Annotated in this window: 14 protein-coding genes; 12 read left to right on the forward strand and 2 right to left on the reverse strand. The window is 35.4% G+C overall.

The window, feature by feature from the left end:
* Nucleotides 1–31 precede the first annotated feature (31 nt).
* From J0871_RS16435 to J0871_RS16490, 12 genes are all read left to right on the forward strand, one after another.
* Entirely contained in the window at nucleotides 32–1,960 is a 1,929-nt protein-coding gene (locus J0871_RS16435; RefSeq protein WP_208226284.1) for a phospholipase D-like domain-containing protein, read from the forward strand.
* Between the two features lies 1 nt (nucleotide 1,961).
* Nucleotides 1,962–2,951 carry a hypothetical protein gene (locus J0871_RS16440; protein WP_208226285.1) on the forward strand — a complete coding sequence of 330 codons (990 nt, stop codon included), beginning with the start codon at nucleotides 1,962–1,964 and terminating at the stop codon, nucleotides 2,949–2,951.
* Between the two features lie 51 nt (nucleotides 2,952–3,002).
* Nucleotides 3,003–6,167, forward strand: coding sequence for a helicase-related protein (locus tag J0871_RS16445; RefSeq protein WP_208226286.1), 3,165 nt, complete (start codon nucleotides 3,003–3,005; stop codon nucleotides 6,165–6,167).
* The gene (locus J0871_RS16450) at nucleotides 6,167–6,937 is read left to right on the forward strand and encodes a DUF4391 domain-containing protein (RefSeq protein WP_208226287.1); all 771 of its coding nucleotides are present in this window, start codon (nucleotides 6,167–6,169) and stop codon (nucleotides 6,935–6,937) included. Before J0871_RS16445 ends, J0871_RS16450 begins: the two co-directional genes overlap by 1 nt.
* The gene (locus tag J0871_RS16455) at nucleotides 6,934–8,874 is read left to right on the forward strand and encodes a site-specific DNA-methyltransferase (protein ID WP_208226288.1); all 1,941 of its coding nucleotides are present in this window, start codon (nucleotides 6,934–6,936) and stop codon (nucleotides 8,872–8,874) included. The genes J0871_RS16450 and J0871_RS16455 overlap by 4 nt, the downstream gene beginning before the upstream one ends.
* Before the next feature lie 15 nt (nucleotides 8,875–8,889).
* Nucleotides 8,890–11,961: a DEAD/DEAH box helicase family protein gene (locus tag J0871_RS16460; RefSeq protein WP_208226289.1), complete on the forward strand. Its 3,072-nt coding sequence runs from the start codon at nucleotides 8,890–8,892 to the stop codon at nucleotides 11,959–11,961.
* Entirely contained in the window at nucleotides 11,954–12,277 is a 324-nt protein-coding gene (locus J0871_RS16465; protein ID WP_208226290.1) for a hypothetical protein, read from the forward strand. The genes J0871_RS16460 and J0871_RS16465 overlap by 8 nt, the downstream gene beginning before the upstream one ends.
* 11 nt (nucleotides 12,278–12,288) lie before the next feature.
* On the forward strand, nucleotides 12,289–12,645 hold the full coding sequence (locus tag J0871_RS16470) for a hypothetical protein (protein ID WP_208226291.1): 357 nt from the start codon (nucleotides 12,289–12,291) through the stop codon (nucleotides 12,643–12,645).
* Nucleotides 12,646–12,724: 79 nt separating this feature from the next.
* Nucleotides 12,725–14,719 (forward strand): DUF262 domain-containing protein, encoded by a 1,995-nt coding sequence (locus J0871_RS16475; protein ID WP_208226292.1) that lies wholly within the window; start codon nucleotides 12,725–12,727, stop codon nucleotides 14,717–14,719.
* A 27-nt stretch (nucleotides 14,720–14,746) separates the two neighbouring features.
* Nucleotides 14,747–17,185 carry a hypothetical protein gene (locus J0871_RS16480; protein ID WP_208226293.1) on the forward strand — a complete coding sequence of 813 codons (2,439 nt, stop codon included), beginning with the start codon at nucleotides 14,747–14,749 and terminating at the stop codon, nucleotides 17,183–17,185.
* 98 nt (nucleotides 17,186–17,283) lie between these two features.
* Nucleotides 17,284–18,993 carry a DUF3696 domain-containing protein gene (locus J0871_RS16485; protein ID WP_208226294.1) on the forward strand — a complete coding sequence of 570 codons (1,710 nt, stop codon included), beginning with the start codon at nucleotides 17,284–17,286 and terminating at the stop codon, nucleotides 18,991–18,993.
* 1 nt (nucleotide 18,994) lies between these two features.
* The gene (locus J0871_RS16490) at nucleotides 18,995–19,951 is read left to right on the forward strand and encodes a hypothetical protein (RefSeq protein WP_208226295.1); all 957 of its coding nucleotides are present in this window, start codon (nucleotides 18,995–18,997) and stop codon (nucleotides 19,949–19,951) included.
* Between the two features lie 297 nt (nucleotides 19,952–20,248).
* Here J0871_RS16490 and J0871_RS16500 read toward each other — a convergent pair whose 3' ends face one another.
* Together J0871_RS16500 and J0871_RS16505 are read right to left on the reverse strand one after the other, a co-directional pair.
* Nucleotides 20,249–21,913 (reverse strand): nuclease-related domain-containing DEAD/DEAH box helicase, encoded by a 1,665-nt coding sequence (locus tag J0871_RS16500; RefSeq protein ID WP_208226297.1) that lies wholly within the window; start codon nucleotides 21,911–21,913, stop codon nucleotides 20,249–20,251.
* 41 nt (nucleotides 21,914–21,954) lie between these two features.
* Entirely contained in the window at nucleotides 21,955–25,248 is a 3,294-nt protein-coding gene (locus J0871_RS16505) for a UvrD-helicase domain-containing protein (protein ID WP_208226298.1), read from the reverse strand.
* Between the last annotated feature and the right edge of the window lie 2 nt (nucleotides 25,249–25,250).

Raw genomic sequence — 25,250 nt, forward strand, 5'->3', positions numbered from 1 at the left:
AATCTAAACCCTTCGTAAATCTAAATTATATATGCAAAATGCTACTTATTTCGATGATATTTCTACAACTATCATTGAAAAACTTCACTCCGCAGAAAAGAATATTCGAATAGCTGTAGCTTGGTTTACAGATAAAGAGATTATTGCCCAACTTGAAGAAATTGCTTTAAGAAACGTTACCATTGAAATTATAGTTGGAGATAATGATATCAATAGAAATGTAGATTTCAGCAATTTAATCTCCAGAGGAGTAGATGTCTTATATTTTCCAGTAAAAGGATATGGGATAATGCACCACAAATTTTGTGTAATTGATGAAAAATTAGTGATTAATGGTTCTTATAACTGGACTCTAAATGCTAAAACAAATAATGGTGAAAACATTCAGACTGTAACGGATTCCAAATCGATTGAGCAATTTATCGAGAAGTTTAAGGAATTGAAAAACCAAACCCTGGGGAACCCTATCGAAAATGGCCTTGAGGTCGAAAAACCTAAGACTGAAATTGAAAGAAAAACAATTGAGATTGAAGAAGATTTCGAAGAGGAATGGAATATTTACCTCAATTCTAAAGTCTCTAATTATGACAGGGACGATTTAGAAAAACAAGGACACGTAGCTGCTGAAAACACTCATGGAAATCCCGAAGTAATTCCTAATAAAATGAATAGGATTTATCAGTCTGTAGTAGAAGATACTGAGGTTGATAAAAAAGAGATTGAAAGATTAAGAGGAAGACTGGAAAATAAGATTGATAATTACCACAGTTTACATCTGCAAGAAGCTGAAGAAAAAAGAGCAACTATAGGTCTAGATACTGAAGCTCAAAGAAAAAACTTAAACCTAAGAATTCAGAATTCAGAAGAACAGATTAAAAAGCTAAATAATAACAAGAACAATATAAAGGAAAACAATATTCCTGACAGTGAAAATAAGATTCCCGGATACGAAAAAGAAATTGAGGAATCGAGGTTAGACCTTACTCCTCCTCCCCTGCGTCGAAGAGTATGGTTAGAGTCAGGTCTCTTGGTAGTACTTACAGGATATTTATTCTTATTCTACTCTTCCATCATTTATACGATACTATATGGACGGGAGGATGCCATGGAATATATGAATGTCTATGGAAAATTACCCGAAATGGAAATCTTCAATAGTGAAGCGATTAGCCTGGCACTAGGTAGAGGATGGTCTACAGTTCTATTTATTTCGATATTTACCGTTCTTCCTGTTGTATTCGGATTCCTATTTCATACCATAAAGAAAAAATGGATTGCCCGATATTCCTATTTAATAGCCGCAATTTTATTGGACGGATTACTCGCTTACCTAATTGCTAAAAATGTTTATTTAATAGATTATCAAGCCGGTTTAGAAACCGAGCCCTGGCAGTGGGACATGGTATTTTCTATAGCTAGGTTCTGGATTGTATTAGTACTGGGGGCTGTCCCATATTTGGCTTGGGGAGCCTTGTATGAGCATATAAATGAACAGTTTGATGGAAAAAGTAGGAACGTATTGCATCTAAAAATCAAAAAAAAGATCGAAATCCTGAAAGAGAAAATCGAGAAAATAAAAGTTCAAATTGAGGATTATAAACAAGAAATCAATACTTTGGAAAACAGAATTATTGAAGAAGAATCTAACATCCTCCAGTGCAAAACCAATATTAATCATTTGGAATATGAGCAAAAGGTGAAATTTGATAAAGTGGGGCAAGACTTAAACTTACTGCAGCAAAAACTGGATAACCAACGGGATAAAATAATGACCTATTTAGATAGGGATCAAATACCGGTTTCTAAAAGTATATTTAAAGAACGAGTAACGATATTTATGGCTGGATGGGAAGACTGGCTATATTCTTTCTATAATATTGAAATTGCTGATAAAAAATTCACCGAAGCACAAACACAAGTTGAAAACTGGACTAATCAAACCTTTAAAACAGCCCGGTAAGATGAAGAAAAAAGCTTTAACCCTAATTATTATTTTCCTTGCTACTTTACCAGTTTTAGGCCAAGGGGATTCCAACAGGGAAACACCACGTAAAATAATTCATTATAATATAAAAATTGTTTCAGATCTTTCTAATCGACTAGACAATGAATTGTATCCTAGACAATTAGACGACAAAGAGATTATTAATACGATCCTGCAAGTTTTCCCTGATTTACTAACCAATTATAATCGATTAGCCTTACAAAAGGATAAAATTTCCTACACCCTTCTCAATCCACTGGAAATAAGGAATTATAATGAGCTTAAAGACGATTTAACCATAGACCTCGGGGAATTTGGCACAAACCAGTTCCAACGAATTGATTTTATAAAAAACAGAAAGTCTCCTACTTTAAATGAAAGCATTGTATCCTTTAATTCTAAAATTAGTGAAATCTACAAATCTCCATTAGAAAGAGGAAGTTTCTATACAGCTGATACCTGGGGGTTTTTTAAACAGGTTATTGATGAAAATTATTTTAAACTCACCAATCCAATAAACTCTATTAAAGCCAAAGATGTTTCCAGAAATGTAATCATCCTATTAACCGATGGTTTTATTGAGCTAGCTGCAAGAAATAGTCCCAATTCTTGTCCAGAGAAAACCTGTGATTTATTAAATACTCATCAAATTGAAAAGTTTAGGAAATATTATAATAGTTTGGAAAATAGAATTTCAATAGAAGAAGCCTTCGAACAATCTGGGTATGGATTAAAACCAGTGAACAACCCTAACTTAAAGGATTTGGAAGTTTTAATGTTAGAATTTAACGGGCGTTCAAAAACGGTTAGTGGTCGTATCACAAAAACCCCAACTGACTTTGAAATCTTAAAACTATTTTGGGAAGATTTTTTAAAAAATGAAGGAGTAAAAAAAGTAGCCATAAAAAAAACCCAACCTTCTACAGACAATATAAATCAAATTGTAAAAGAGTTTTTAGAAGAATGAGAATACCACCTAGTACCTTGATTTTAGATTTACCAACTTAAATTCCTCAATATGAAAATAATTTCTAATAAAGATATACGATTAATAGACGAAATCGAAGGTTTGATTTCAGCCCAATCGAATATATACCTAAGTTGTAATTACTTCACCTCATTTGCTATTTATGAGTTACTCAACTCATTCTCCAAAGCACAAAAAATCAAGGTTCTCTTAGACAAGTTTCCTAAAGATGATGAATTTTCTTTTCTCCAACAAGACAACGAAAATCAATTAAATTTTCAATTAAACAGAAAGTATAAAATCCATCAGGTACTTGGGCTAATAGAAGATAAATTTGAAATGCGTCGTGGAAATGTTGGGAATCAAAACATTTTGTTGATCGAAAATGGATCGGAAATTACTTGTTTCACTTTAACCCCACTAAATCTTGATACTATAAGTCTGGGGATTACTCCTACAGAGGAATCCATGTTTATTAATTCTTTCGAAGATACGTCCCATCAATTTTATAATCTCTTCCAAAATGCATGGGAACACAGCTTACAAGTGCTTAACAAAACTATTGAGGGAAAAATTGAAAAAGGAATTAAAAATTTTTCTGGGGCATCAATTTACAAATACTGCATCAGGGAAATTTTCCATTACTCCACCATCAATGAACGGGCAGACCAACAACTTCAAAAGGTTGGCTTTAAAGACACCAAAATTTGGGATCTGCTTTACAACTTTCAAAAAGATGCTGTTATTGGTGCTATAGAAAAAATAGAAACATACGGAGGTTGTATTATTGCCGATAGTGTAGGTTTGGGAAAAACCTTCGAGGCCCTGGCGGTGATGAAATATTACTTGTTAAGGAACAGTCGTATTTTGGTACTTGCACCTAAGAAATTAAGGGAAAACTGGACTATTTATCAAATGATCAATGACAGGCGCAACATTCTTGCTGAAGATCGTTTTAAATATGACGTCTTAAACCATACAGATCTATCCAGGGAAACGGGGAAATCTGGTGACATCGACCTGGAAATGATCCATTGGGGAAATTATGACCTGGTGGTGATTGACGAGTCTCACAATTTCCGAAACAATCCAACCCGAAAAGGCCTAACACGCTATCAGCGTTTAATGCGAGATGTTATTAAAGCTAACATTCGCACCAAGGTTTTAATGCTTTCGGCTACCCCGGTGAACAATAAGATGAATGACCTGAAGAACCAAATCGCTTTTATCACCGAAGGTGATGATGAAGCTTTTTCAGGTTATGGAATTGATAGTGTCTCGCAGGTAATGAAAGACACCCAAAGGAAATTTACCCAATGGTATAGAGATGGAGATGTAGACCATCCTGATGTAAATGAATTAATGCTGCAACTCGACGGCTCGTACTTCAGAATATTGGATATGCTGACCATTGCAAGGTCCAGAAAGCATATCGAAAAATATTATGATACGGCCGAAATTGGAAAATTTCCGGAGCGTCTTACTCCAATTACAGTTCACCCTGAAATAGATACCAAAAATCAATTTCAGGATATTGAGCAGATCTATGATGAAATAAGCCGACTTACCCTGGCGTCCTATACACCGCTTGGATATGTTAGGACTGAAAAAAGACCTTTTTATGAGGAAAGGTATGATATGACCACCCACACAGGAAGTATCTTTAAACAGGTAGATCGGGAGCAAAGTTTGATTTACTTAATGCGGGTGAATCTACTGAAGCGATTGGAAAGCTCGATCCACTCATTCAAGATTACTCTGGAAAAACTAATTGACCTTGTTGACAGGAATCTTGATCAATTAGAAAATCACAGTAATTCTGATCTTGACCTTGATTTTAATATCACAGATATTGATCCCGATGATACTGAACTTGAGGATCTATTAGTAGGCGGAAAAACTAAGGTCCTAATCCAGGACATAGATCCAATTAGATGGGAACAGGATCTAAAACTGGACAGGGAAATTCTCCTAAACCTAATGGGAAGCATTGAGCTTATTGATGCTAACAGGGATGCTAAACTTCTCGAACTTAAAGAAAGGATCAATCATAAAATTGAGAATCCCACCAATGCAGGCAACAAGAAAATCATCATTTTTACTGCCTTTGCAGACACGGCTAATTACCTTTTTAAAAACCTAAAGGAATGGATACATCAGGAGAAAGGCCTATATTCTGCCCTGGTGACAGGTTCTGGACAGAATACAACCAATATGCCCGGCTGCCGAAAGGACCTGAATTCCATTTTAACCAACTTCTCCCCTGTTTCTAAGAAGAGACAAAATATTTTTCCCGATGAGAAGAATGAAATTGATATCCTTTTCTGTACCGACTGTATTTCGGAAGGACAAAACTTGCAGGATTGTGATTACCTGATTAATTACGACATCCACTGGAACCCGGTAAGGATCATTCAAAGGTTTGGACGTATTGATCGTATAGGTTCCAAAAATGAGAAAATTCAGCTGGTTAATTTTTTCCCGAGTATGGAACTGGATAGTTTTATTGACCTGGTGGGAAGAATTAAGGGAAGAATGGTAATGCTGGATGTTTCTGCCACCGGTGAAGACAATATTATTTCTAAGGATTCCAGAGAAATGCAGGATCTGGAATATCGCCGACGACAGTTGAAACAATTACAAAACCAGGTAATAGATCTTGAAGATGTACAGGGTAATATTTCAATAACAGATCTTACCTTTAACGATTTCAAAATTGACCTGGAAAAAAGCACCGAAAAGGAATTGAAGGAATTGGATAATATTCCTCCTTCCTCTTATGCGATTGTGCAGTCAAATTTGGAAGAAATCAAACCGGGGGTGATCTTTTGCTTAAAAGATATCAAGAACGATTACAGAGAAAATCTAAAGAATAACATCCTCTACCCCTATTTTCTTGTGTACATAAGTATGGATGGAGAAGACTTGCTTACGGCTAATGAGACCAAAAAAGCACTCGATTACTTTAGGAAACTCTGTATGGGCAACAACAAGATTTTACCAGATCTTATTGCAGAATTTGACAAGGAAACCCGCTCCAATAAAAAAATGGACACCTACACTGCCCTGCTTAAAAAAGCAGTGGAAGAAGTGGTAGGCGTACAGGAAGAAATTGGTCTTGATTCCCTGGCAAATCCCGAAGGAACTTTAATGGTAAAAGAAGGGCTTGAAAAAGAAGATAATCTGGAATTAATAGGGTATTTAATCATCAAATAATGGCTTTAGATTACAACCAAATTCTACATCTTCCTGAACGTACCGTTCTTAATAAAAAAATGACCAAGGCTTTTTTCCTTCGGAATTTTGATTTGAGTGCTGCAGAAAAAAAACTTCTTAAAGAGCAGATTGAAAGTATGCTATGGATAGGGAATATCAAAACCGCCAATAGCAATATTCCTGAAGTGGCTAACGAAACCCATATTTTTAAGGAAGTACAGGTGATACAAGGCCAAGTGGTAGATGGTGCTCCTCAAAAAATTTGGGAGGCCTGCATACAGCTGTTCCAGAAATATATTCCTTTTCATATCCTGCTTATAATAGAAGATGAGACAGAGTTTATGCTCAATGCCGTGGACAAACGCATAAACCAGGCAGATCGCAGCAGACGCACAGTGGAGAAGCACTACAATACTCCAAAGCTTAATAAGCTGTACAAAAAAGAACAGGCAGAAGCTTTTTTTAATGCCTTAGCTTTTGACCAGCTGGATAAAACCAACCTGGAAACTCTTTACACTGGCTATATAAATGCCATAATACAATTTCAGGTGGCCAGCCAAACGGGGAATTTTAAGGCACAGCGAAAGCAACGTACAGCCGAAGACCTTGAGGTACTGGAGATGATCACTTTCTACGAAAAGGAGATTGAAGAGTTAAGAGGTTACCTGAAGCAGGAAGATCAAATGAGTATGCGGGTGGAATTTAACCAGCAGATTCAAATAAGAAAAGAAGAAATAGACAAACTAAAAAATAAACTCGCCGAAGTATGAGTATAGAATTAATAACCGCCGAAGAACCCGAAAGCAAAAGCAAAGATCTTATGCAGGAGAACATTGAGAAATTAAAAGAGTTATTTCCGGAAATAGTTACTGAGGGAAAAATTGATTTTAAAGCCTTGCAGGAAGTTTTAGGAGAAGAAGTAGAAGAAGGTGAAGAATATTACCGCTTCACCTGGGCCGGAAAAGCGCAGGCAAGGCGCGAAGCTCATAAACCGAGTACCGGTACCTTACGCCCGGCAAAAGAGGAGAGTGAAGATTGGGATAAAACTCAGAATCTTTATATAGAGGGTGACAATCTTGAAGTTTTAAAGCTGATGCAGAAAAGCTATGCAGGAAAAATTAAGATGATATATATAGATCCTCCCTATAATACCGGGAAAGACTTTGTTTACAAAGACAATTATAAGGATAACCTCCAAAATTACAGAGAAGTTACTGGGCAGGTAGATAGCGACGGCAACCGTGTAAGTACCAATAGCGACAGTGAGGGGCGTTACCATTCCAACTGGCTAAATATGATATATCCTCGCCTCAAATTAGCTCGTAACTTGCTTCAAGAAGATGGCGTTATCTTTATGAGTATAGATGATAATGAAGTTGAAAACCTTAAAAAGTTAGGAAATGAAATATTTGGTGAAGAAAATTTCGTTTCTACCATATCTATTTCTACCGGTGCTAATCAAGCAGGTGAAGGAGTTCAAATTCAAAAAAATATTGAATATTGTATTGTTTTCGCCAAAAATTATTCAAACTTAGATATTATTAGAGTTGATAAAACTGAAGAAAGTTATAGAAACTTAAATGATGCTCCGACCCCTTTGTCAACGAGACCAGAAATGGGTTACACACTCTATTACAATCCTGATACAGCAGATATTGTCCCTTTAAAAGACTATAATCCAGCTGACATAATTAAGAATAAAGAATCTGAACTATACAAGGATAACCCAGACCTTATTTCAAAAGGTTATGTACCAGTCCGACCTGGTTTTAGAAACGGTAAACTTCATAGATGGAGATGGGGGCTTGATACCTTCAAAGAAAGAATTGAGGAGGTTGAAATAAAAGAAAACGGTAACAACTTTAAAGCGGTTTTTAAACAACAAGGTTTTAACGCTCCAAAGAATCTTTGGAAATATAGTGTTGGAACAATTGAAACAAAAGAACTATTTAATGGACAAAAGGTTTTTGATTATCCCAAAAGCACTAAATTCCTAAAGTACATTTTAAAAATTTCCACTGAAAGAAAGGATATCGTTTTAGACTTTTTCTCCGGCTCCGCCTCAACCGCTCACGCAGTGATGCAGCTCAATGCTGAAGACAATGGCAACAGAAAACATATCCAGGTGCAATTACCTGAGCGTACGGATAAGAACAGTGAAGCCTATAAAGCAGGTTATAAGACTTTAACCGAGATAGGTAAAGAACGTATTCGTCGGGCTGCTAAAAAAATAGCTGAGGAAGATCCTGAAAAAGCCAAAGATCTGGATTTGGGTTTCAAAGTTTTTAAACTAGACACTTCCAACGTTAAAGCCTGGGATGGCTCAATAAAAGAAGAAAATGGTGAGAAGAAGGATGTGAAGCAAATGGTGATGGAGATGGAAAGCAATATCAAGGAAGACAGGAATGAAAAAGATGTACTGTATGAGATCCTTCTAAAATATGGGCTTGACCTAACTCTGCCAATTGAAGAAAAAGAGATTGCCGGCAAAAAGGTATATAATGTAGGTATGGGGGCTATATTCCTTTGTCTGGGAGTTAACATTCCACCCGCCATTGCAGAAGGAATTGGTAAATGGAAAGAAGAACTGGAGCCCGAGATTTGCCGGGTAATTTTTCGGGACAGCGGTTTCGGTAGTGATGCAGATAAGACTAACATTTCCCAAACCTTAAAACGTTTTGGAATTGAAGAAGTGAGAAGTATCTAATCAAAATCCGCAGTAATGAAAATTAAATTTGACAGTAGTCTCGATTATCAGCAGGAGGCAATAAGTGCGGTGGTAGATATTTTTCAGGGCCAGGAAACCTGCGCTACTAATTTTACCGTCTTCTCACCTGAGTATATTCAGAAGCAACAAAACTTTGGCTTTAACGATGTGGGCTATGGTAACCGCCTGAGCATTGGAGAAAGAAAACTGGCAGAGAATGTTCAGAAAATCCAATTGGGCCACGGCTTAAAACCCAGCACCAAAAACCAGATAGACCCCAAAAACCTGGATTTTACCATAGAAATGGAAACGGGTACCGGGAAAACCTATGTGTATTTGCGCACTATCCTGGAGCTTTATCAAAAATATGGTTTTACCAAGCATATTATTGTTGTACCCTCCATCCCTATTAAAGAAGGGGTGAATAAGTCTCTGGAGATCACGGAAAAGCACTTCAAGGAGCTTTACAGCAATGTAAACTACAACTTTTTCATTTATGACAGTAGCCGCTTAAATGAGGTGCGGGATTTCGCTATCAACGACACTTTGGAAATAATGGTGATCAATATTGATGCTTTCAGAAAAAGTTTTGAAGATCCGAACAACCCTAACAAAACGGCTAACATCATCCACCGCTATAATGACAAGTTGGGTTATAAGCCACTTGACCTTATCCAAAAGACAAATCCGGTGGTTTTTATTGATGAACCCCAAACCACAATGAGCACTCCGCTGGCGAAAAAGGCAGTTAAAAGCCTGCACCCTCTTTGCATTCTTCGCTACTCTGCCACTCATAAGGAAAAAGTAAACTTAATGTATAAGCTGGATGCAGTAGATGCCTACGACAAAAAGCTGGTAAAGCAAATAGAAGTAGGCGCAGTACAATCAGACGGCTTACATAATGAGGCTTACATTAAACTTGTGGATGTAAAAGTTTCCAGAGGCTATCCGGTTGCACACCTGGAACTGGACTTTTTGGAGAATGGAAGAATTCGGAGAAGAGTAAAAAGAAACATCAAGCAAAACACCGATCTGGAAGAGTTAACGGGTCGGGAAGTATATGCCGGTTATATCATTAGGGATATCTATGCTGCTGAAGGAAATGAATACATAGATTTTACCAGTCGTCCTGAAGAGATACGAATTGGCCAGTCTATTGGCCAGGAAGATGACACTCAGATAAAAAGGGCCTTGATTAGTAAAACTATTGAGGAGCATCTGGATAAAGAATTGATTTTAAATCCGCAGGGAATAAAAGTTCTGAGTCTTTTCTTCATTGACAGCGTAGGCAAATACAGGATCTATGATGAAGAAGGCAATTCTCAGAATGGAGAATATGCAAGGATATTTGAGGAGGAATATCAAAAGCTTATCAGGAAGACGAAATACGCGAGTCTGTTTGGTGAGATCCAGGATTATGAATTAGAAGCTTCCCAGGTACATAATGGATATTTTTCAATAGATAAGAAAGGTAAAAGCTCCAACAAAAAAGAAAAATTTGAATATTTCAAGGATACTTCCGGGAACGTAAAAGCAGATGAGGACACCTATAATCTTATTATGAAAGATAAGGAAACCCTACTATCCTTTTACGATGGTGTAGATCCTAAAAAGAAGATGCGCTTTATCTTCTCCCACTCTGCTTTAAAAGAAGGCTGGGACAATCCTAATGTCTTTCAAATTTGTACCCTTAAAGATGCAGGAAGTTCAGAGATCAGGCGTCGTCAGGAAATTGGGCGTGGATTGCGCTTATGCGTTAACCAGAATGGAGAACGGGTATACGGCCACGAGGTGAATACCCTTACGGTTATGGCTTCAGAATCTTATCAGGATTTCGTCAAGAATCTTCAAAACGAAATAGAAAAAGATACAGGAATCAAATTTGGAGTACTGGAAGACCATAGCTTCAACAACATTGTTCTAAATCTTGATGAAGAAGAAACGGAATACCTGGGCCAGGAAAAGTCTGAGAAACTTTATAACTATCTAAAGGAAAAAGGATATGTAGACCATCGCGGAAAAGTGCAGGATTTGCTAAGAATTCATTTAAAAGAAGAAAAAGTAGAGCTACCTGAAGAACTTACCGAAAACGAATATGTAGAAAAACAGATTCTTTCTACTTTAAAAGATGCCGCTGGTAAACTGGAGATCAAAAACAATGATGATAAAAAGAAAGTAAAAGTTAACAGCAAAGTTCTTAATAGTCCGGAATTTCAGGCACTATGGGAAAGAGTTAAATTTAAGACTGTATTTTCTGTAGATTTTGATAGTGAAGACCTTATTAAAGAATGTATCAACGCTCTGAATCACCGCTTAAAAATTAGCAGGGGAAAAATTCATTATACCAAAAAGGACATACACATTAAAACAGGTGGAGTTGAGGCTAGTGAAGAAGAAACCACCTATTCTTATGCCATCGAAGAAGAGGTTGAAACCCTACCTGACATTGTAAGCTATCTTCAAAATGAAACCCAATTAACCAGAAAGTCTATTGTGCGCATTCTTACAGGCACGAATAAACTTAATTATTTTAAAATTAATCCACAGAAGTTTATAGAAGGTTGTATTGAGATCATCAATGAACAGATGAGAATGCATATTGTAGACGGTATCAAATACCAGAAAATTGGCGACGCTGAATACTACAGCCAGGAGTTATTTGAAAATGAAGAGCTTTTTGGATACTTAAAAAATAACCTGAAGGAAAGTGAAAAATCGCCCTATGATTATGTGGTATATGATTCTCAGGTAGAATCAAACCTTGCCACGGAATTTGAAAACAGTCAAAACATTTCAGTCTACGCAAAACTTCCCAGTTGGTTTAAAATTGATACTCCATTGGGAACCTATAACCCAGATTGGGCAATTCTATGGAAAGATCAGGATGAAGAGAAACTTTACTTTGTTGTGGAATCAAAAGGCAGCACCGGTTTCTTTGATCTAAGACCTAAAGAGCAGGGTAAAATTGATTGCGGAAAAAGGCATTTTGAAGCATTAGGTAGTGAAATGCTTTTGGCTACAGATCTGGCTGATGTACAGAATGAAATTTTAACTTCCAGTCATTCTATAAACTATAAGGATGAATAAAACCTACTACAAAAAAGATGTTTTAAAACCTTTAAGGAAAAAATATCCCGAGGCTATTAATCCACAGCTGGCATCATTGGTTATTTTACAAACAGAGGATAACCTCTATTTAGAAAAATCTTATAAATCAGAACCCGGTAAATTTTACAGTACCGCTATGGATTTTATTGCAGAGGATGAATTTATTGAACTGGAACCAATTATCTCTGCTTCAATGTTCAATACAGGATTGAGTCTAGAAGAGAATGTAGACAAATTTCTAAATGAACTAGATAAAGAAACTATTGATTATTGCTTTGATGATATTATTATCTAATGTAAAAATTTATGGAAGAAGAATATATAGAATTAAAGCGGGAAGGAGATAGAATTGAAGTACTGGAACTTATGAAGAGTCAGTATCCCTTTTACGTGAACCCTGAATTTCTCTCTTTGAAAATCTATCAAACAAAAGACTGTGTCTTCCTTGAGAAAATTTACAAGAGCAAACCTTCTGAAGTTATTAACGAACCCTTGAATTCCATTTCTGACTTTTTTGATCCTAATGACTCTCTGGAGAAAAATGCCATAGACTTTGTCTTTGAGCTTGGGGAGTATACCATTATGATGACTTTTGAAGATGTATTTACCGAGGAAGTGGCACAGGAAATTATTAATAATGCTCATTCAGAGGAGGAGGAATGAGTATTTTTTATGAAGATTCTCTATTAGAACTAATAATCAATTTGAAATAAAAAAATTACCAATTAAAACCTAAATCATAATGGCAGAAAATAAGCTTCAGGCCCTTACCGAAATATTTAATGAAAAATTCTTCAGAATACCTGATTTCCAGAGAGGATACTCTTGGGAAACCCGTCAATTAGAAGATTTCTGGGAAGATTTATTAAATCTTAAAGAAGATAAAATTCATTACACAGGTCTTCTAACGGTAGACCCCATTGAAAAATCTCAGGTTGTTAGGCAGGAAAAATGGCAGGATGATTTATGGTTAATTGACAGGGGGTACAAAGCTTATTATCTTATTGATGGTCAACAACGTCTTACTACTTCGATAATTTTAATAAATGAAATTTTAAATTGTCTATCTCCTGACCAGGGAATAAATTTCAAACCGAAGTCATTCTGGGATAATAAATTTTTATACGAAGAATACAACAAAAGGTATAAGTCTTTCATCTTTGGTTATGAGCGGGATAATCCCAGTGATGAATATTTTAAGACAAAAATATTAGACCAGGAATCTTCAACTGCAGATAAAGTACCGGAGCAAACACTTTACACATCTAACTTATCAAATGCCAAAGAGTTTTTTAGAACAAAGATGGAAACTCTTACAGACGAAGAACGAGAAGAAATATTTAAGAAGGTTACAACAAAGTTTAAGTTTAATCTTTATGAAATAGATGATGAGGAATTGGATATCTACGTCACCTTTGAAACTATGAATAATAGAGGGAAACCTCTTTCTAATTTAGAACTCCTAAAAAACAGGTTAATTTATTTGACGACATTACTCGATATAGATGATTCTTCACGACAGCGATTGAGAAAAGACATCAATGAGACCTGGAAAACGATTTATGAATTTCTCGGAAAGAACAAGAACCGTAAAATGGATGATGATGAATTTTTGCGAAACCATTGGATTATGTATTTTAAATATGACAGAAAAGAATCCGGTTCCTATGCAAAATTTATTCTCAACAAAAAATTCACTGCAAAGAATGCCATTAAAGGAAAAATTGGACTAGATGACGTAAAGGATTACATTCATAGTCTATCCACATCTGTCAAGTCTTGGTTCTATTTGTTTAATCCTCAGTTCTCGCATTATACAGGTGAAACTAAAGAATGGATACAAAAATTGAATAGACTGGGGATGAGCGCCTTCCCACCTCTACTTATGGCCAGCATGACTAAATGCTCTGAAAAAGAATTTTCACCACTTATTAAGGCAGCTGAGAATTTTATTTTTCTGGTCTTTCGCTTATCTCAACGACCTTCCAACACGAAAAACAGTCATTTTTATCGATTAGCTAATGATTTCTACTTTGAAAAGCATGAAACTTCGATTTCTTCTGTAATAAGCAATATAAACTGGATGACTAAAGGAGAGAAAGGTGAGGGAGATAGCTATGAATACCATGGTTGGTTTGATTTAGAAAAATTTGAAAATTATATAATTGATCAGTTTAGAAAAGGGGAAGGTTTTTACTCCTGGAATGGTCTTAGATATTTCCTTTTTGAATATGAGCTCTATTTACAGAGAAAAGCCAATGGAAACACAAAAGTTAGATGGTCAGATTTTAACAAACGAAAAAAAGAAGATACTATAGAGCATATTTATCCGCAAACTCCTACTGAAAATTGTTGGACAGAAGACTTTAATATGTATTCTCAAAAAGAAAGGAAGGTTCTTCTTCATAACCTCGGTAATCTCGTTCTCCTAGGCCAATCGAAAAATTCTGAGCTTCAAAATAAATGTTTTGAATTTAAAGATCAGCACGTCAATAGTGACGGTGACAAAGTAGGTTATTTTAATGGTGCCTACAGTGAAATCGAAGTCTCTAGTTATAAATCCTGGACTCCACAACAAATTGAAAAAAGAGGAAAAGAAATGTTGGACTTTTTGGAAACGAGATGGAATATCAGTTTTCAAGAATGGAACCTTCAAAAAGAAGAATTGTTACAATTGAATTTTCTACAAGACCAAGAAAGTGTTACTATCAATAGTGAAATAATTCAAGATCTATAATTTTTCTAGTAAGTTATACTCCCCCCAATGGCTATTGAATTTTATAGATTAAATGGAACAAATCCGTCCTTCAACTACAAAGTATTTGAAGAAACAGCAAAGGAAGAACTCTGCAAAACCTGCTCTAATGCTAAAATTTATTTCCTAAATAACTTTCCTCTTTCTGTAAGCGGCTTATCCAATATAGACCTCTTGTTGGTTATTAGTATTGCGAACCGTCATGGAAATTATTTTAGAATAGAAAATGATGCCGGTAAGTCTAATATCCACAACCTAATAATTGCCCTTCAAATTAATACTGAATATGCAAAACAAGAGTTTAATATTGTCGACAGCGCAATAGAAAGTCAAGATTTAAACATTTTGGAATATAATGAAGAAAATTCAGCCTTAAAATGGGGACTCACAAATTACCTCAGCGAATTTTGTGGTATGGAGAAAAAATCGATCTCCATTTTACCTATCACATATGTTCAAAATTTAAAAAACTACTTTGGAGAAGGTTTAATAATTTCACCGAAATTTACTTTTTATAGTTTAAAAACCTTTTTAGAAAAATCTGGTAAGCCAGTCTATAATGGTTACTATCCCTGGTTTAAAGATAAAATACATGAAGATTTAGAGAGGGAAATAACCGCAATTCTAGAGCAAGCATCTAAAGATAGCAATGATGGATACCTTACAAAAGCTAAAATTGAACGAATCCAGAAAAATTTAACCGCTCCCCAGCAAAATGCTTATGACCAAATAGGCCAACAACTGGTTCAGGTAAAAGGAAAGGCAGGAACAGGTAAATCTTCTGATCTTTTAAAATGGATGTTGCGATTAAATACTGAAAAAACTAATACTGCATTTTTTACTTATAACCATCTTCTGGTTTACGATATCACCAAACAGGTGAAAAGCTTTCAGGATATCAAGATTTCCCAGGGAATAAAACTAGGCACTGCTAGTGTTCAGACATTACATTCATTTTTTTTTCGTCTTTCAAAAAAATTAGGTGTTCTCCATCTCATGTCAGAAAAAAGAAGTGCTGAGATTTTAGAAATTTTAGACTCAAATTTAAAGATTTTAGAAAGCTTCATCAGAAGAAACATACGAGAACATCAAGATGAAATAAGTCTACAAAAACTTAAGTACCTTATTCAAAACGACAAAAATTTAAAAGAGGGCACAAAAAGAGAGGGAATTGAGTTTGTAAACGAAGTCCTCCAATCTTTTACGCATATTAATACAAAAACTGATCTTAACGCCTTATTGAATACCTTTAGAAGCCGCAAGAAAAAAAATCTGGAGCAGTTACAAGCCCAGAAAATATTCCTTCCTGATTATTATAATGTTCTAAAACAAACTCTTGAACTTATTAATAACCGGGATTCCTTCTTTGATGACTTTAATGTGAGTAAAAAATACGAATTATTAAGTCCGGTTATGAATTTGGATAAAAAAATTCTTGATGAAGATTCAAAAGAACCTGAAATATCAAGAGAAAAGTACAGAACACGCATTAACCGAAGCCTGGGAGGAATAAAAAAAGGAAGAATAATTTTTATTGATGAAGCTCAAGACTGTCACGAATATGAAAGAGATATCCTATTTTCCATCTTTAAACCTGAAAACATTGTAATTGCGAATGGTGGAAAAGAACAACTTATAAGGCATCATATACTATGTGACTGGGAAATTTCACGAGCTCAAAAGATTAAAAGTTACATATACTCAAAAAGGAGTAACTCCTTCAGGATGAAGCCCGCAATAGCCCATTTGAGTAACTTTATTGCCAATGCATATGACATTGACCTAAACATTGAACCCTTAAATTCGGAAGACCATGGAAAGATAATTCTTGACACTGACTTTTCAAATGAAACCGCTTCAATTACTAGATTAGCACATCTTTCAGCTATTCAAGGTTGCTCACCATATGAAGGTCTTTTGGTATTGAACAATGCATCCACAACAGGAAAAAACTATGTAGGACGAAAAGTTGAAACCAAAATTGGGGAGTACGGGAATATAACAATTCGTGAAAGCCTTGTTCGAGAAAAAACACCGGAAGAAGAACATTTGAACCGTGAGTTTCGTATTTGGGACGGAGTAGTAACAAATAAAAAAGATCTAAGTGTACCAGTTTCTTCATCAATAAGATCCATACTCTACGAATCATGCCGCGGAGTAGAAGCCTGGTGTACTTTATGCCATTCCCTCGACAGTTTCTTTGAATCCAAAAGAATTGAACCTGAAGCTGAAAATTACTTACTCACAGACTTGTTTGATCAAATTAACAACGAGAAAAGAAAAGACATGTTTGCTGCTACATGGGTATTAATGGCTTTGACCAGAGCTATTGATACCTGTTACATCCACATTGATAATAAGGATTCTCAGTTAAGTCAATTAATTTTTCAGTTCGCAGCAAAATATCCTCATTTTGTAGAAACATTGAAAAAAGAATCGGTATTCTAGAATAGAAAATATTCTTTTTAGACCAGTCGATACAAGAGCACAAAACTTAATTACATTTTTTATAAACATACAAGACATACTTTAAAAATATACTCATAATGATCAAGAAAATAGGCGTTGAAAATTTTCGGGTTTTCAAAGAATATACAGAATTTGAACTCAGACCAATAACACTCCTAACGGGGCCTAATAATAGTGGGAAGAGCTCTTTAATTAAACTTTTATTACTCCTAAAATCTGGTGTTTTTAATTTCAATTTTAAAAGTGGAAATCATAATCTTGAAGATTTTGATAAGATTTTGAATTGGGATTCAAATAACGATGAACTCAATTTAAGACTGGAATCGAAAATACCGGTTTTCAAAGGAATGAATGTAGAGTATAGTTATAAAAAAAATAGGGTTCTTGAAATTAATTTATACCACTATGATGATTTAATAATTAATTATACCTACAAAATAGATGGTCCAAGTGATAATTGGGGAGGATTTGTCGATAATGGCTATGGTTATTATTATGATTTTTTAGACATTAACATTAAGGCCATTATAGATATTATATATGACGGAGATTTTGAAATATTAAATTCATGGAAAACAGTGATTCCAGATCATCCGCTACCTATGTGGATAAACCCTAACAATTACTTACTTGAAATCGATTATAATTTAGAGAATTATAAATCTTCAGACGTCGGATTACCAGAACACAGCTTGGATGTTAAGGCTCTTTACGCAATTTTTAATGAAGTAAAAAAGCTTGAAAAAAATTATCTATTGTATGAACTTTATATAGAAGATCAAAATTGTACGGATAATAATTTAGAGGAAGTACTGAAAGTGCAGAATGAGGCTTTTCGAAAAATTAGTTTTGAAGATGATCCAGAAGATCCTTCAGGAAACATTACCGATGTGTTTCAGGCGTTTGGTAATAGCTTTTTGGATGTGGAAGACCAGGCGCACCAAAAAATTGAAGAATATTTTCTTGAAAAAATACCCGATTTAAAAGTAGAATTAAAGCCAACGCTTCTAAACAAAATCATTTTTCATGAAAAATGGTTTTCTTATGATAATTCTAATGTTGTGAGTAAAGACAGGCTCTTCGACCAATTCTTTAATTTTGACTTACATTTTTCAAAAGATCGAGATCAACTAGATTTTATCTCAGCTAATAGGGGAAATCAAAAAAGAGTTTTACAAAATGAATCTGAGAGCGAAATAGATAAACTTGTTGCCGATTTTATCGATGGCGGTAAAAAAAACCTAGATTTCCTGCACAAAATATTAGCAATTTTGGGAATAAAAGGAAAGATGGTGCCTGAGCGGTTTGAAAACACGATTTCCGTTGTTTATATCGAGAACGACAATAAGAAGGTTTCTTTGGCTGATTTAGGATATGGATTCTCACAAGTCATACCAATAATTTTGAAAATAATGATGTCGGGAGATCACTTGATAATTGAAGAACCCGAAGCAAATCTACATCCCAATCTACAATCAAAATTTGCAGATATCCTTTTAGCTACCATTAAAGAATATCCTGAGCAAAAGTTTATAATAGAAACCCATAGTGAATATTTAATTAGAAAACTTCAGTTTTTAACCGCCAAAAAAGATTTATCTACCGAAAATACAATTATCTACTATTTTAATGCAGACGAACACGTCTCTCATGAAGAACCTAAAGTTAAAAAGATTGAGATTACAGAAACGGGCAATCTCACTGAAAATTTTGGCCCCGGCTTTTTTGATGAAGCTACTCGATTACAATTCGATCTAATGAAGGTGAAAAAAGAGCAAAAAAACTAGTATGGAATTATATATTGAGAAAGAATTCCTCGATAATTTCTACGCTAGTTACATGGAAGAACAATCAACCAAAGGGCAGGAAGTTATTAAAACTATTTTAAAAGATTATGAGGAAATTGAATGGTTTTTCGACCATGAAATTGAAACGGAAAAACAATTGGAAAAATTAAAAGTTGATAACCCGTTTTTCGCTTACCGCTGTAGTTATTCACCACCTCTTAATGTAGTAGATTTTGAGCAGCATATTTTTGAAAATTCAAATTTTGCACAAACCATAGTACTAACAGAAGTGCATCAAGATTGGTTTCCAAAGGCAGAAGCGAAAGGAGTTCTGTGCATGAACTTCAATAATTATGAAGAGCGAATTGCTGAAATTATCGATTCCTGCCATTTTAAAGTTGATCTTAGTAAATCGTTTATTGGCTGGGAGATATTTAATTTCACTAAAAATGTACCTATTAATTTTCTCAGCATAAATGACAATTATATCCTTACAGACAAGAAGGAACAAAAAATGGATAGAAATATCATTAGTATTTTAAAATATTTTTTAAAGGATCGTAAAGAAAAAGTGAGTATAAAAGTTCTAACTAAAGAATTTAATGCCCCACAGGCTGCTAATCCTGAAATGATTGCAGAAACTGCACATAAGAGACATAATCGTATCAATAGTGCCCTGGCTAATTTTTCTAAGGAGGTTTATACTATAAATAATGAGTATTCCAGAGAATTTGATCTTCACGATAGGACAATATTCAGCAATTTTCTAATGATAGATAGTGGAAAAGGCTTTAATCTTATTCCTCACAAGCCTTCGAATTCTCAAATAATTGTGGAGAGTATTTTTAATAAATACACTTATAATCGCATTCGTAATCATAATAGAAATCATCAAAAATATTTAGAGAAATTAAAAAAATTGGAAACAAAAAATTTCAAGTATGTACCGGACTTATAATATTCAAGATTAAAACCACTAAAGCGTCACCTTTTGTCGCAATACTGAGTTTACTTTGCTTTTGAAAATATGTGGAATATCAATGTATCGAATAAGAAAGTAATTAGAGCCATTCAAAAAAACATTTGAAATGTACTTTAATTTCTTTACCTGTTTGGTAGGTAACCTTGAAAGACTAATTAAATCATATTTTAAACTAAAATTTTATACTATGGGATTTTTTAATACAGAATGTCCAAAATGCGGCAGCGAAGACGCCTACCACAATGGAGTATGTTACGAGTGTCCGGAATGCGATTATGAATGGGCTTCCGTATAATTTTCTGGCTCTAACACATAAAGTAAACCCTTTGCCCGGCTAAGCTGGGTATAAAGTCTGTTCTTATGTTTAGTTTCTCCGTTTTGGATCTTCTCCAGCCTTTGCTTAAGAAGCAGGATCACCACAGGAGCCTCGCAACCTTTAAAGCGGCGGATGGAGGAATAATATATCTTTTCTTTTTCCCTCGCCTTTACTGGGTCTAAGACCTGGTATTCAAAACCGTTTTTATGGATCGTTAGGTCCCAGTCTTTTGTAGAGCCGTCTGTAAGGATCATGATATCCTCTTTTGGTACTTTTCCGACATTGAGTAGTTCGAGCAAACATCTCTTTAAAGATCCGACAATATCCTCAGGAGAATACTCTTTAATTCTAACTTCTTCTCCATCTTCAACTCCATAAGAAACAGCATCTGTTCCAACGTACTCATTTATAAAAGTATTTATCTTTCCGGTATTCCTGTAGTTGCAATTTAAAGGATGATAGTGCCAATTTTGTCCCTGCGGCAATACAAAATTCCGTTCAAAAATGTTTTGCCGCTTGTCGTAGAAAAGAAAATACTGAGCATCTGGATTAAGATATTTGAGCAGCATATTAAGCCAGCCAACTTCGAAATCCTGGGCCTCGTCTACCAGGATCACATCAAACTTCTCTTCTTCCTGAAGTGGGTAGACCTTCAGTAATTCTTTAAACTTTTCCGGTAAACCTTTATCCCAAAAATCCCTGTCTTTTTCCTGGGCCCCAAACCAGTCCGGCTCACGGTCATCGGTAAATTCTCTCATCAGGTTGTGGATATTATCGGTTTTTATTTCTGGATCCAGACCTGTCTTTAGCTGGGAGCACAAATAAGTATTATAACACAAGAAGAGCACTTTTTTCCTTTTCTTGTTCAAAACCTCAGCCGCACATTTGGCCAGCACGGTTTTGCCGCTACCGGCGCCACCTTCCACTGCTAAACGGGAGTGATTCCAAAGTCCGTTTAAAAAAGCTTTCTGGCTTTCTTCGGCCTTATCTATATTTATATCCATATTCTCCAGTAGCGTCCTGAAATTTTGAGAAACCTCAAGCCCCTGCAGCAGATCTTTTTGGATTTCACCTTTATACTCATCTATGGAAATCCGTTTAAAATGACTATAATCGCTCTCCCTGGACTCTGCTGTCCTGTTCAGAGCCTCCCTGGGATCATCCAGGTCATTTTGATCTAACACATTCCAGGATTCACATTGGGTAGGCATATTTTCTTTGTCGATAATTCCATCGGGAAACCAGAGCATCCAACTAACAGGGACTTTATGCTCAATCACATCTTTATACCTTTTAAGAATATTTGAAACATACCCCATAGCCTGCAGATCAGGGCCTGTTGTCATTTCCCGGGAATTCTGGAACCAGGCATTTTCTTCAGCATTATAAGTTATCTTCCCTCCTTTGACTTCTATCACATAAATATGATCCAGCCGCTCTTCCCGAAGGTCGAATATTAAAAAGTCTATCTCGTAGTGCTTATCTTCTTCTTTGGTCTTTCCCGTAAATCCGCGACTCCAGAAAACGTCGAAATTATGAGGGTCGAGTTTCTGAAGGGCTTCAAATACTTTTCTTTCGGCGTGATTATCGTTGTAGGTTGGGAATTTTGAGGGGTAGATCATGTTAGTATTGAGATTTGAGTAGTGAGTATTGAGATGGTTTTCTATGCCGCTGGTTCATTCTTATAGAATAAGGATTCCAGTTTCTCAACCTGGTCAAGAGTAGGTCTATTAGTATAGATGCCAGTTTGTTTTTCTTCCCTGGTTCCTCGAAGGAATATATAGATCACCCCACCAAAATGTTTTTCATAGTCAAAATCTGGTATTCTCTGTTCCAAGTAATTTTTCACCGCTACTGAATAAATGAGATACTGAAGATGGTAATTACCTTCATTCATTGCCGCTTTCATTTTGTCTTCTCCATCGTAGTAACTGAGATCATCTCCGAGGTAATTTGATTTCCAGTCCAGGATATAGAATTTATCTTCGTACTTAAAGAGTAGATCAATAAAGCCGGATAGCAATCCGCTTTTGGCAGGGTGCTGCGTGTTGCAACCCAGTTCTATTCCTTCTCCTCCATCAAAAGCATTTAGGCCAACAAGATCAACGTTCTGGGTGCGCAAGTCGAATTCCATTTCATTTTTCTTCCTGGAATTTGCGATTTCCCTTAAAGGAATTTTTTGTCCTTTAACTTCTATATCAGCCTTCAGAACGTGGTTGATCATTGATAGCAGACCTTCCCGATATTCCTCCTTTTTATGTGGGTAAAACCTATCCAACAGTTTTTCCAATTCCTCGCGATGATGTTCCTCAGAGCCTGTAAAATCTATATTTTCGAACAGCAGGTGAAGCATATCCCCTATCACCGTACCCCTGGGCATATCTTTAAAGATGAATTGATCATATCCTGTTGGATCACCGTTATTTTCTTTTGGGATATAGGCTCCGTGAGCGCTTATCCCGGAGAAGCTGAGATTGCCGGTGAGGTGGTCAGCGAGTTTGAAATTGGCCTTAAAAGCTTTTCCAAAATTCTCTCCTAGATTTATCCCTTCAGGCTTTACCTTCACTTCTTCCTTCAGGTTGATTAGTGGAGAACTGTTTTGCCATTTATTGACAAAATCTTTTAAAGATGAATTCTGAAAATGTTTACTGTTATTATTAAAAATAAAACCATGGTATTTTGCACGGGTAAGAGCTACATATATCAACCTACGATTCTCTTGTTTAAGCTGATTTTCAAAAGCATTTGACATAGAAGCATCACCTTTCTTTTTGGGGTAGAATTTATAAATCCCCTCCTCATCTCTAAAAGAACAATAATCGTGGGTCTCTTCTGCATTTAAATCTAAAAAGGGTGTAATTACTATGGGAAATTCCAAACCTTTAGCCGTATGAATGGTTAATAGTTTTACAGCATTTTCATCGCTTTCCACTCTTTGTTGGTATTCATCAGTATCCAAGGATCCTTCAGAAATCCTTTTATTTAAAAAATCATAGACACCGGTTGGTTTTAATTCCTTACGGAATTCTGCTTCCTGTAATATCTCAAGGACTTGATTAAAGTTGGTAAGAGCGCGAAGGTCATTTTTTCTCATCAATCGTTCCGCCACCGAAAATTGATCCATAAATTTTTTTATCGCTGCAAAGAACCCAGATTTGGTCCAGACCTCTCTGTATTCTCTAAAACTATCTACCAATATATCATTATCCAACTGATTGATTTCAGAGGAATTGTAACCTCCAATATTATTTAGCAAAGCTTTATTAATATTGCTTTCTGTCGTGGTAAGAATGGCTCCTAAGATATAAAGCAGATATTTTGCCTCTGGAGAGTCTTCAAAAACTTTAGAGTCATCTATAGTTACTGAAGGAATACCTGCAGCTGTTAATTTCTGTTTTAACTCTCTTGCCTGGGAATTAAAACGAACCAAAATAGCTATATCTGATGCTTTTACCTTCTGATCTTCATTCCATTTCGCTTGATAGCTATTTAATAATAAATTTACAAGGTGAATTACATTGTCTTTTATCTCATCTTGATTACTGAAAGAAAAAGTCTGTAATGCTGAAGGTTCATCAGTATTTTTAAATAATCCATTAGAGGAACCATCATTGGCCTCTACTGCTATGTAATTAATGTGATTTTCTCCATCTGCTTCAGTCTCAAAAGGATTGGGTGGGCCTAAAAAGAATTTATTGATATCGTCGATATAGCTTTGGGAAGACCGGAAATTACGATTCATCTGAAACTTCCTATTTACATCTTTTCTGGCTGCAAAATAGGTGTTGAGATCGGCCTTACGCCATCCATAGATTGACTGTTTGGGATCACCTATATAAAAGATGATTTTATTTTCGCTAAAAAGCTCGTTATAAATTTCGTACTGTAGTTTATCGGTATCCTGAAATTCATCTATAAAGACAGCTTCGTATTTTTCTCTTAATTTTTTCTTTAAGTTTTGATTTTGACAAACAACTACTTCATCGTGCATTCTATAAATCAATTCATCGTAAGTTATAAGATGTTTTTGCTGAAGGTAATTATTCATCTCTTTCAAAACTTCTTGGATACATTTTGAAATGAACCAATGGATACAAACCTCTTTTTTAGAAAGCAACTCATTCACATTTTTTTTATCTGTGGCAAACAGAGTATCTGATATCTTCACCCTGGTAGCTTTTGTTGAATTTAGAATATCGCAGTATCCTGAAAAAGTAGAAGCATCCATAAGAATGCCTGATTTCCAATCCTCTCGAAGTTTATAATTCTGGATTTGATCTAAAATTTGATTTCTGTTTTGCTCATATGAATGACGGAATTTCAAAAACTCTTGTTCAAAGATTTCTACTAAAAATTCTTTGGCTGTTTTTAAAGCATATGTTTTTCCACCTAGACTTTCCTTAATCACTGATTGAAAATTTCCAAGGTTTAATTCCTTTACTTCCTGTAGAATTACTTTGGGAAGAATACTTATATTTCTTCTCCAAAAACGCTTTACTGCGTCGTTTGCAATTTCGAGTACATCCGCCTGCAGTTCAAGTCCAAAAGGTTGTCCAGAATCCAACGCATTATTGAGCAAGGCTTCCTGGCAAAAACTATGAATGGTTTGTATAGAAGCTTCATCAAGCTGTGAAAGAGCTTCCTTTAATTTAATCATTACTAATTCTTTATCAGGATAAGTGGCAATTAATTGTTCTATCGGTTTTTCCACTTCTTCACCTTCAGCTGATTTTATGCCTAAAAGCAAAAACTTCCTGATTCGGGCGGCCAATTCAGCTACAGCCTGATTGGTAAAGGTCACCATTAAAACTTGTGATATTTTGAGATCCTTTTCCAATAGCAGTCGCAATACCAATAAACCTATGGAATAAGTCTTTCCAGTTCCAGCACTGGCCTCAACCAGATTGGAACCTTCAAGTTTAACAGCACTTTTATCTAAGGGATTAAAGTTTTCCATAT

Source organism: Salegentibacter sp. BDJ18 (assembly GCF_017579965.1).
In the GTDB taxonomy this organism is placed as follows: domain Bacteria; phylum Bacteroidota; class Bacteroidia; order Flavobacteriales; family Flavobacteriaceae; genus Salegentibacter.

Bases quoted from the DNA above. Each gene is read 5' to 3' on its own strand.
- J0871_RS16480 (WP_208226293.1), top strand. From the start codon at position 14,747: ATGGCTATTGAATTTTATAGATTAAATGGAACAAATCCGTCCTTCAAC.
- J0871_RS16485 (WP_208226294.1), top strand. From the start codon at position 17,284: ATGATCAAGAAAATAGGCGTTGAAAATTTTCGGGTTTTCAAAGAATAT.
- J0871_RS16435 (WP_208226284.1), top strand. From the start codon at position 32: ATGCAAAATGCTACTTATTTCGATGATATTTCTACAACTATCATTGAA.
- J0871_RS16500 (WP_208226297.1), bottom strand. From the start codon at position 21,913: ATGATCTACCCCTCAAAATTCCCAACCTACAACGATAATCACGCCGAA.
- J0871_RS16465 (WP_208226290.1), top strand. From the start codon at position 11,954: ATGAATAAAACCTACTACAAAAAAGATGTTTTAAAACCTTTAAGGAAA.
- J0871_RS16440 (WP_208226285.1), top strand. From the start codon at position 1,962: ATGAAGAAAAAAGCTTTAACCCTAATTATTATTTTCCTTGCTACTTTA.
- J0871_RS16490 (WP_208226295.1), top strand. From the start codon at position 18,995: ATGGAATTATATATTGAGAAAGAATTCCTCGATAATTTCTACGCTAGT.
- J0871_RS16460 (WP_208226289.1), top strand. From the start codon at position 8,890: ATGAAAATTAAATTTGACAGTAGTCTCGATTATCAGCAGGAGGCAATA.
- J0871_RS16505 (WP_208226298.1), bottom strand. From the start codon at position 25,248: ATGGAAAACTTTAATCCCTTAGATAAAAGTGCTGTTAAACTTGAAGGT.
- J0871_RS16445 (WP_208226286.1), top strand. From the start codon at position 3,003: ATGAAAATAATTTCTAATAAAGATATACGATTAATAGACGAAATCGAA.
- J0871_RS16450 (WP_208226287.1), top strand. From the start codon at position 6,167: ATGGCTTTAGATTACAACCAAATTCTACATCTTCCTGAACGTACCGTT.
- J0871_RS16455 (WP_208226288.1), top strand. From the start codon at position 6,934: ATGAGTATAGAATTAATAACCGCCGAAGAACCCGAAAGCAAAAGCAAA.
- J0871_RS16475 (WP_208226292.1), top strand. From the start codon at position 12,725: ATGGCAGAAAATAAGCTTCAGGCCCTTACCGAAATATTTAATGAAAAA.
- J0871_RS16470 (WP_208226291.1), top strand. From the start codon at position 12,289: ATGGAAGAAGAATATATAGAATTAAAGCGGGAAGGAGATAGAATTGAA.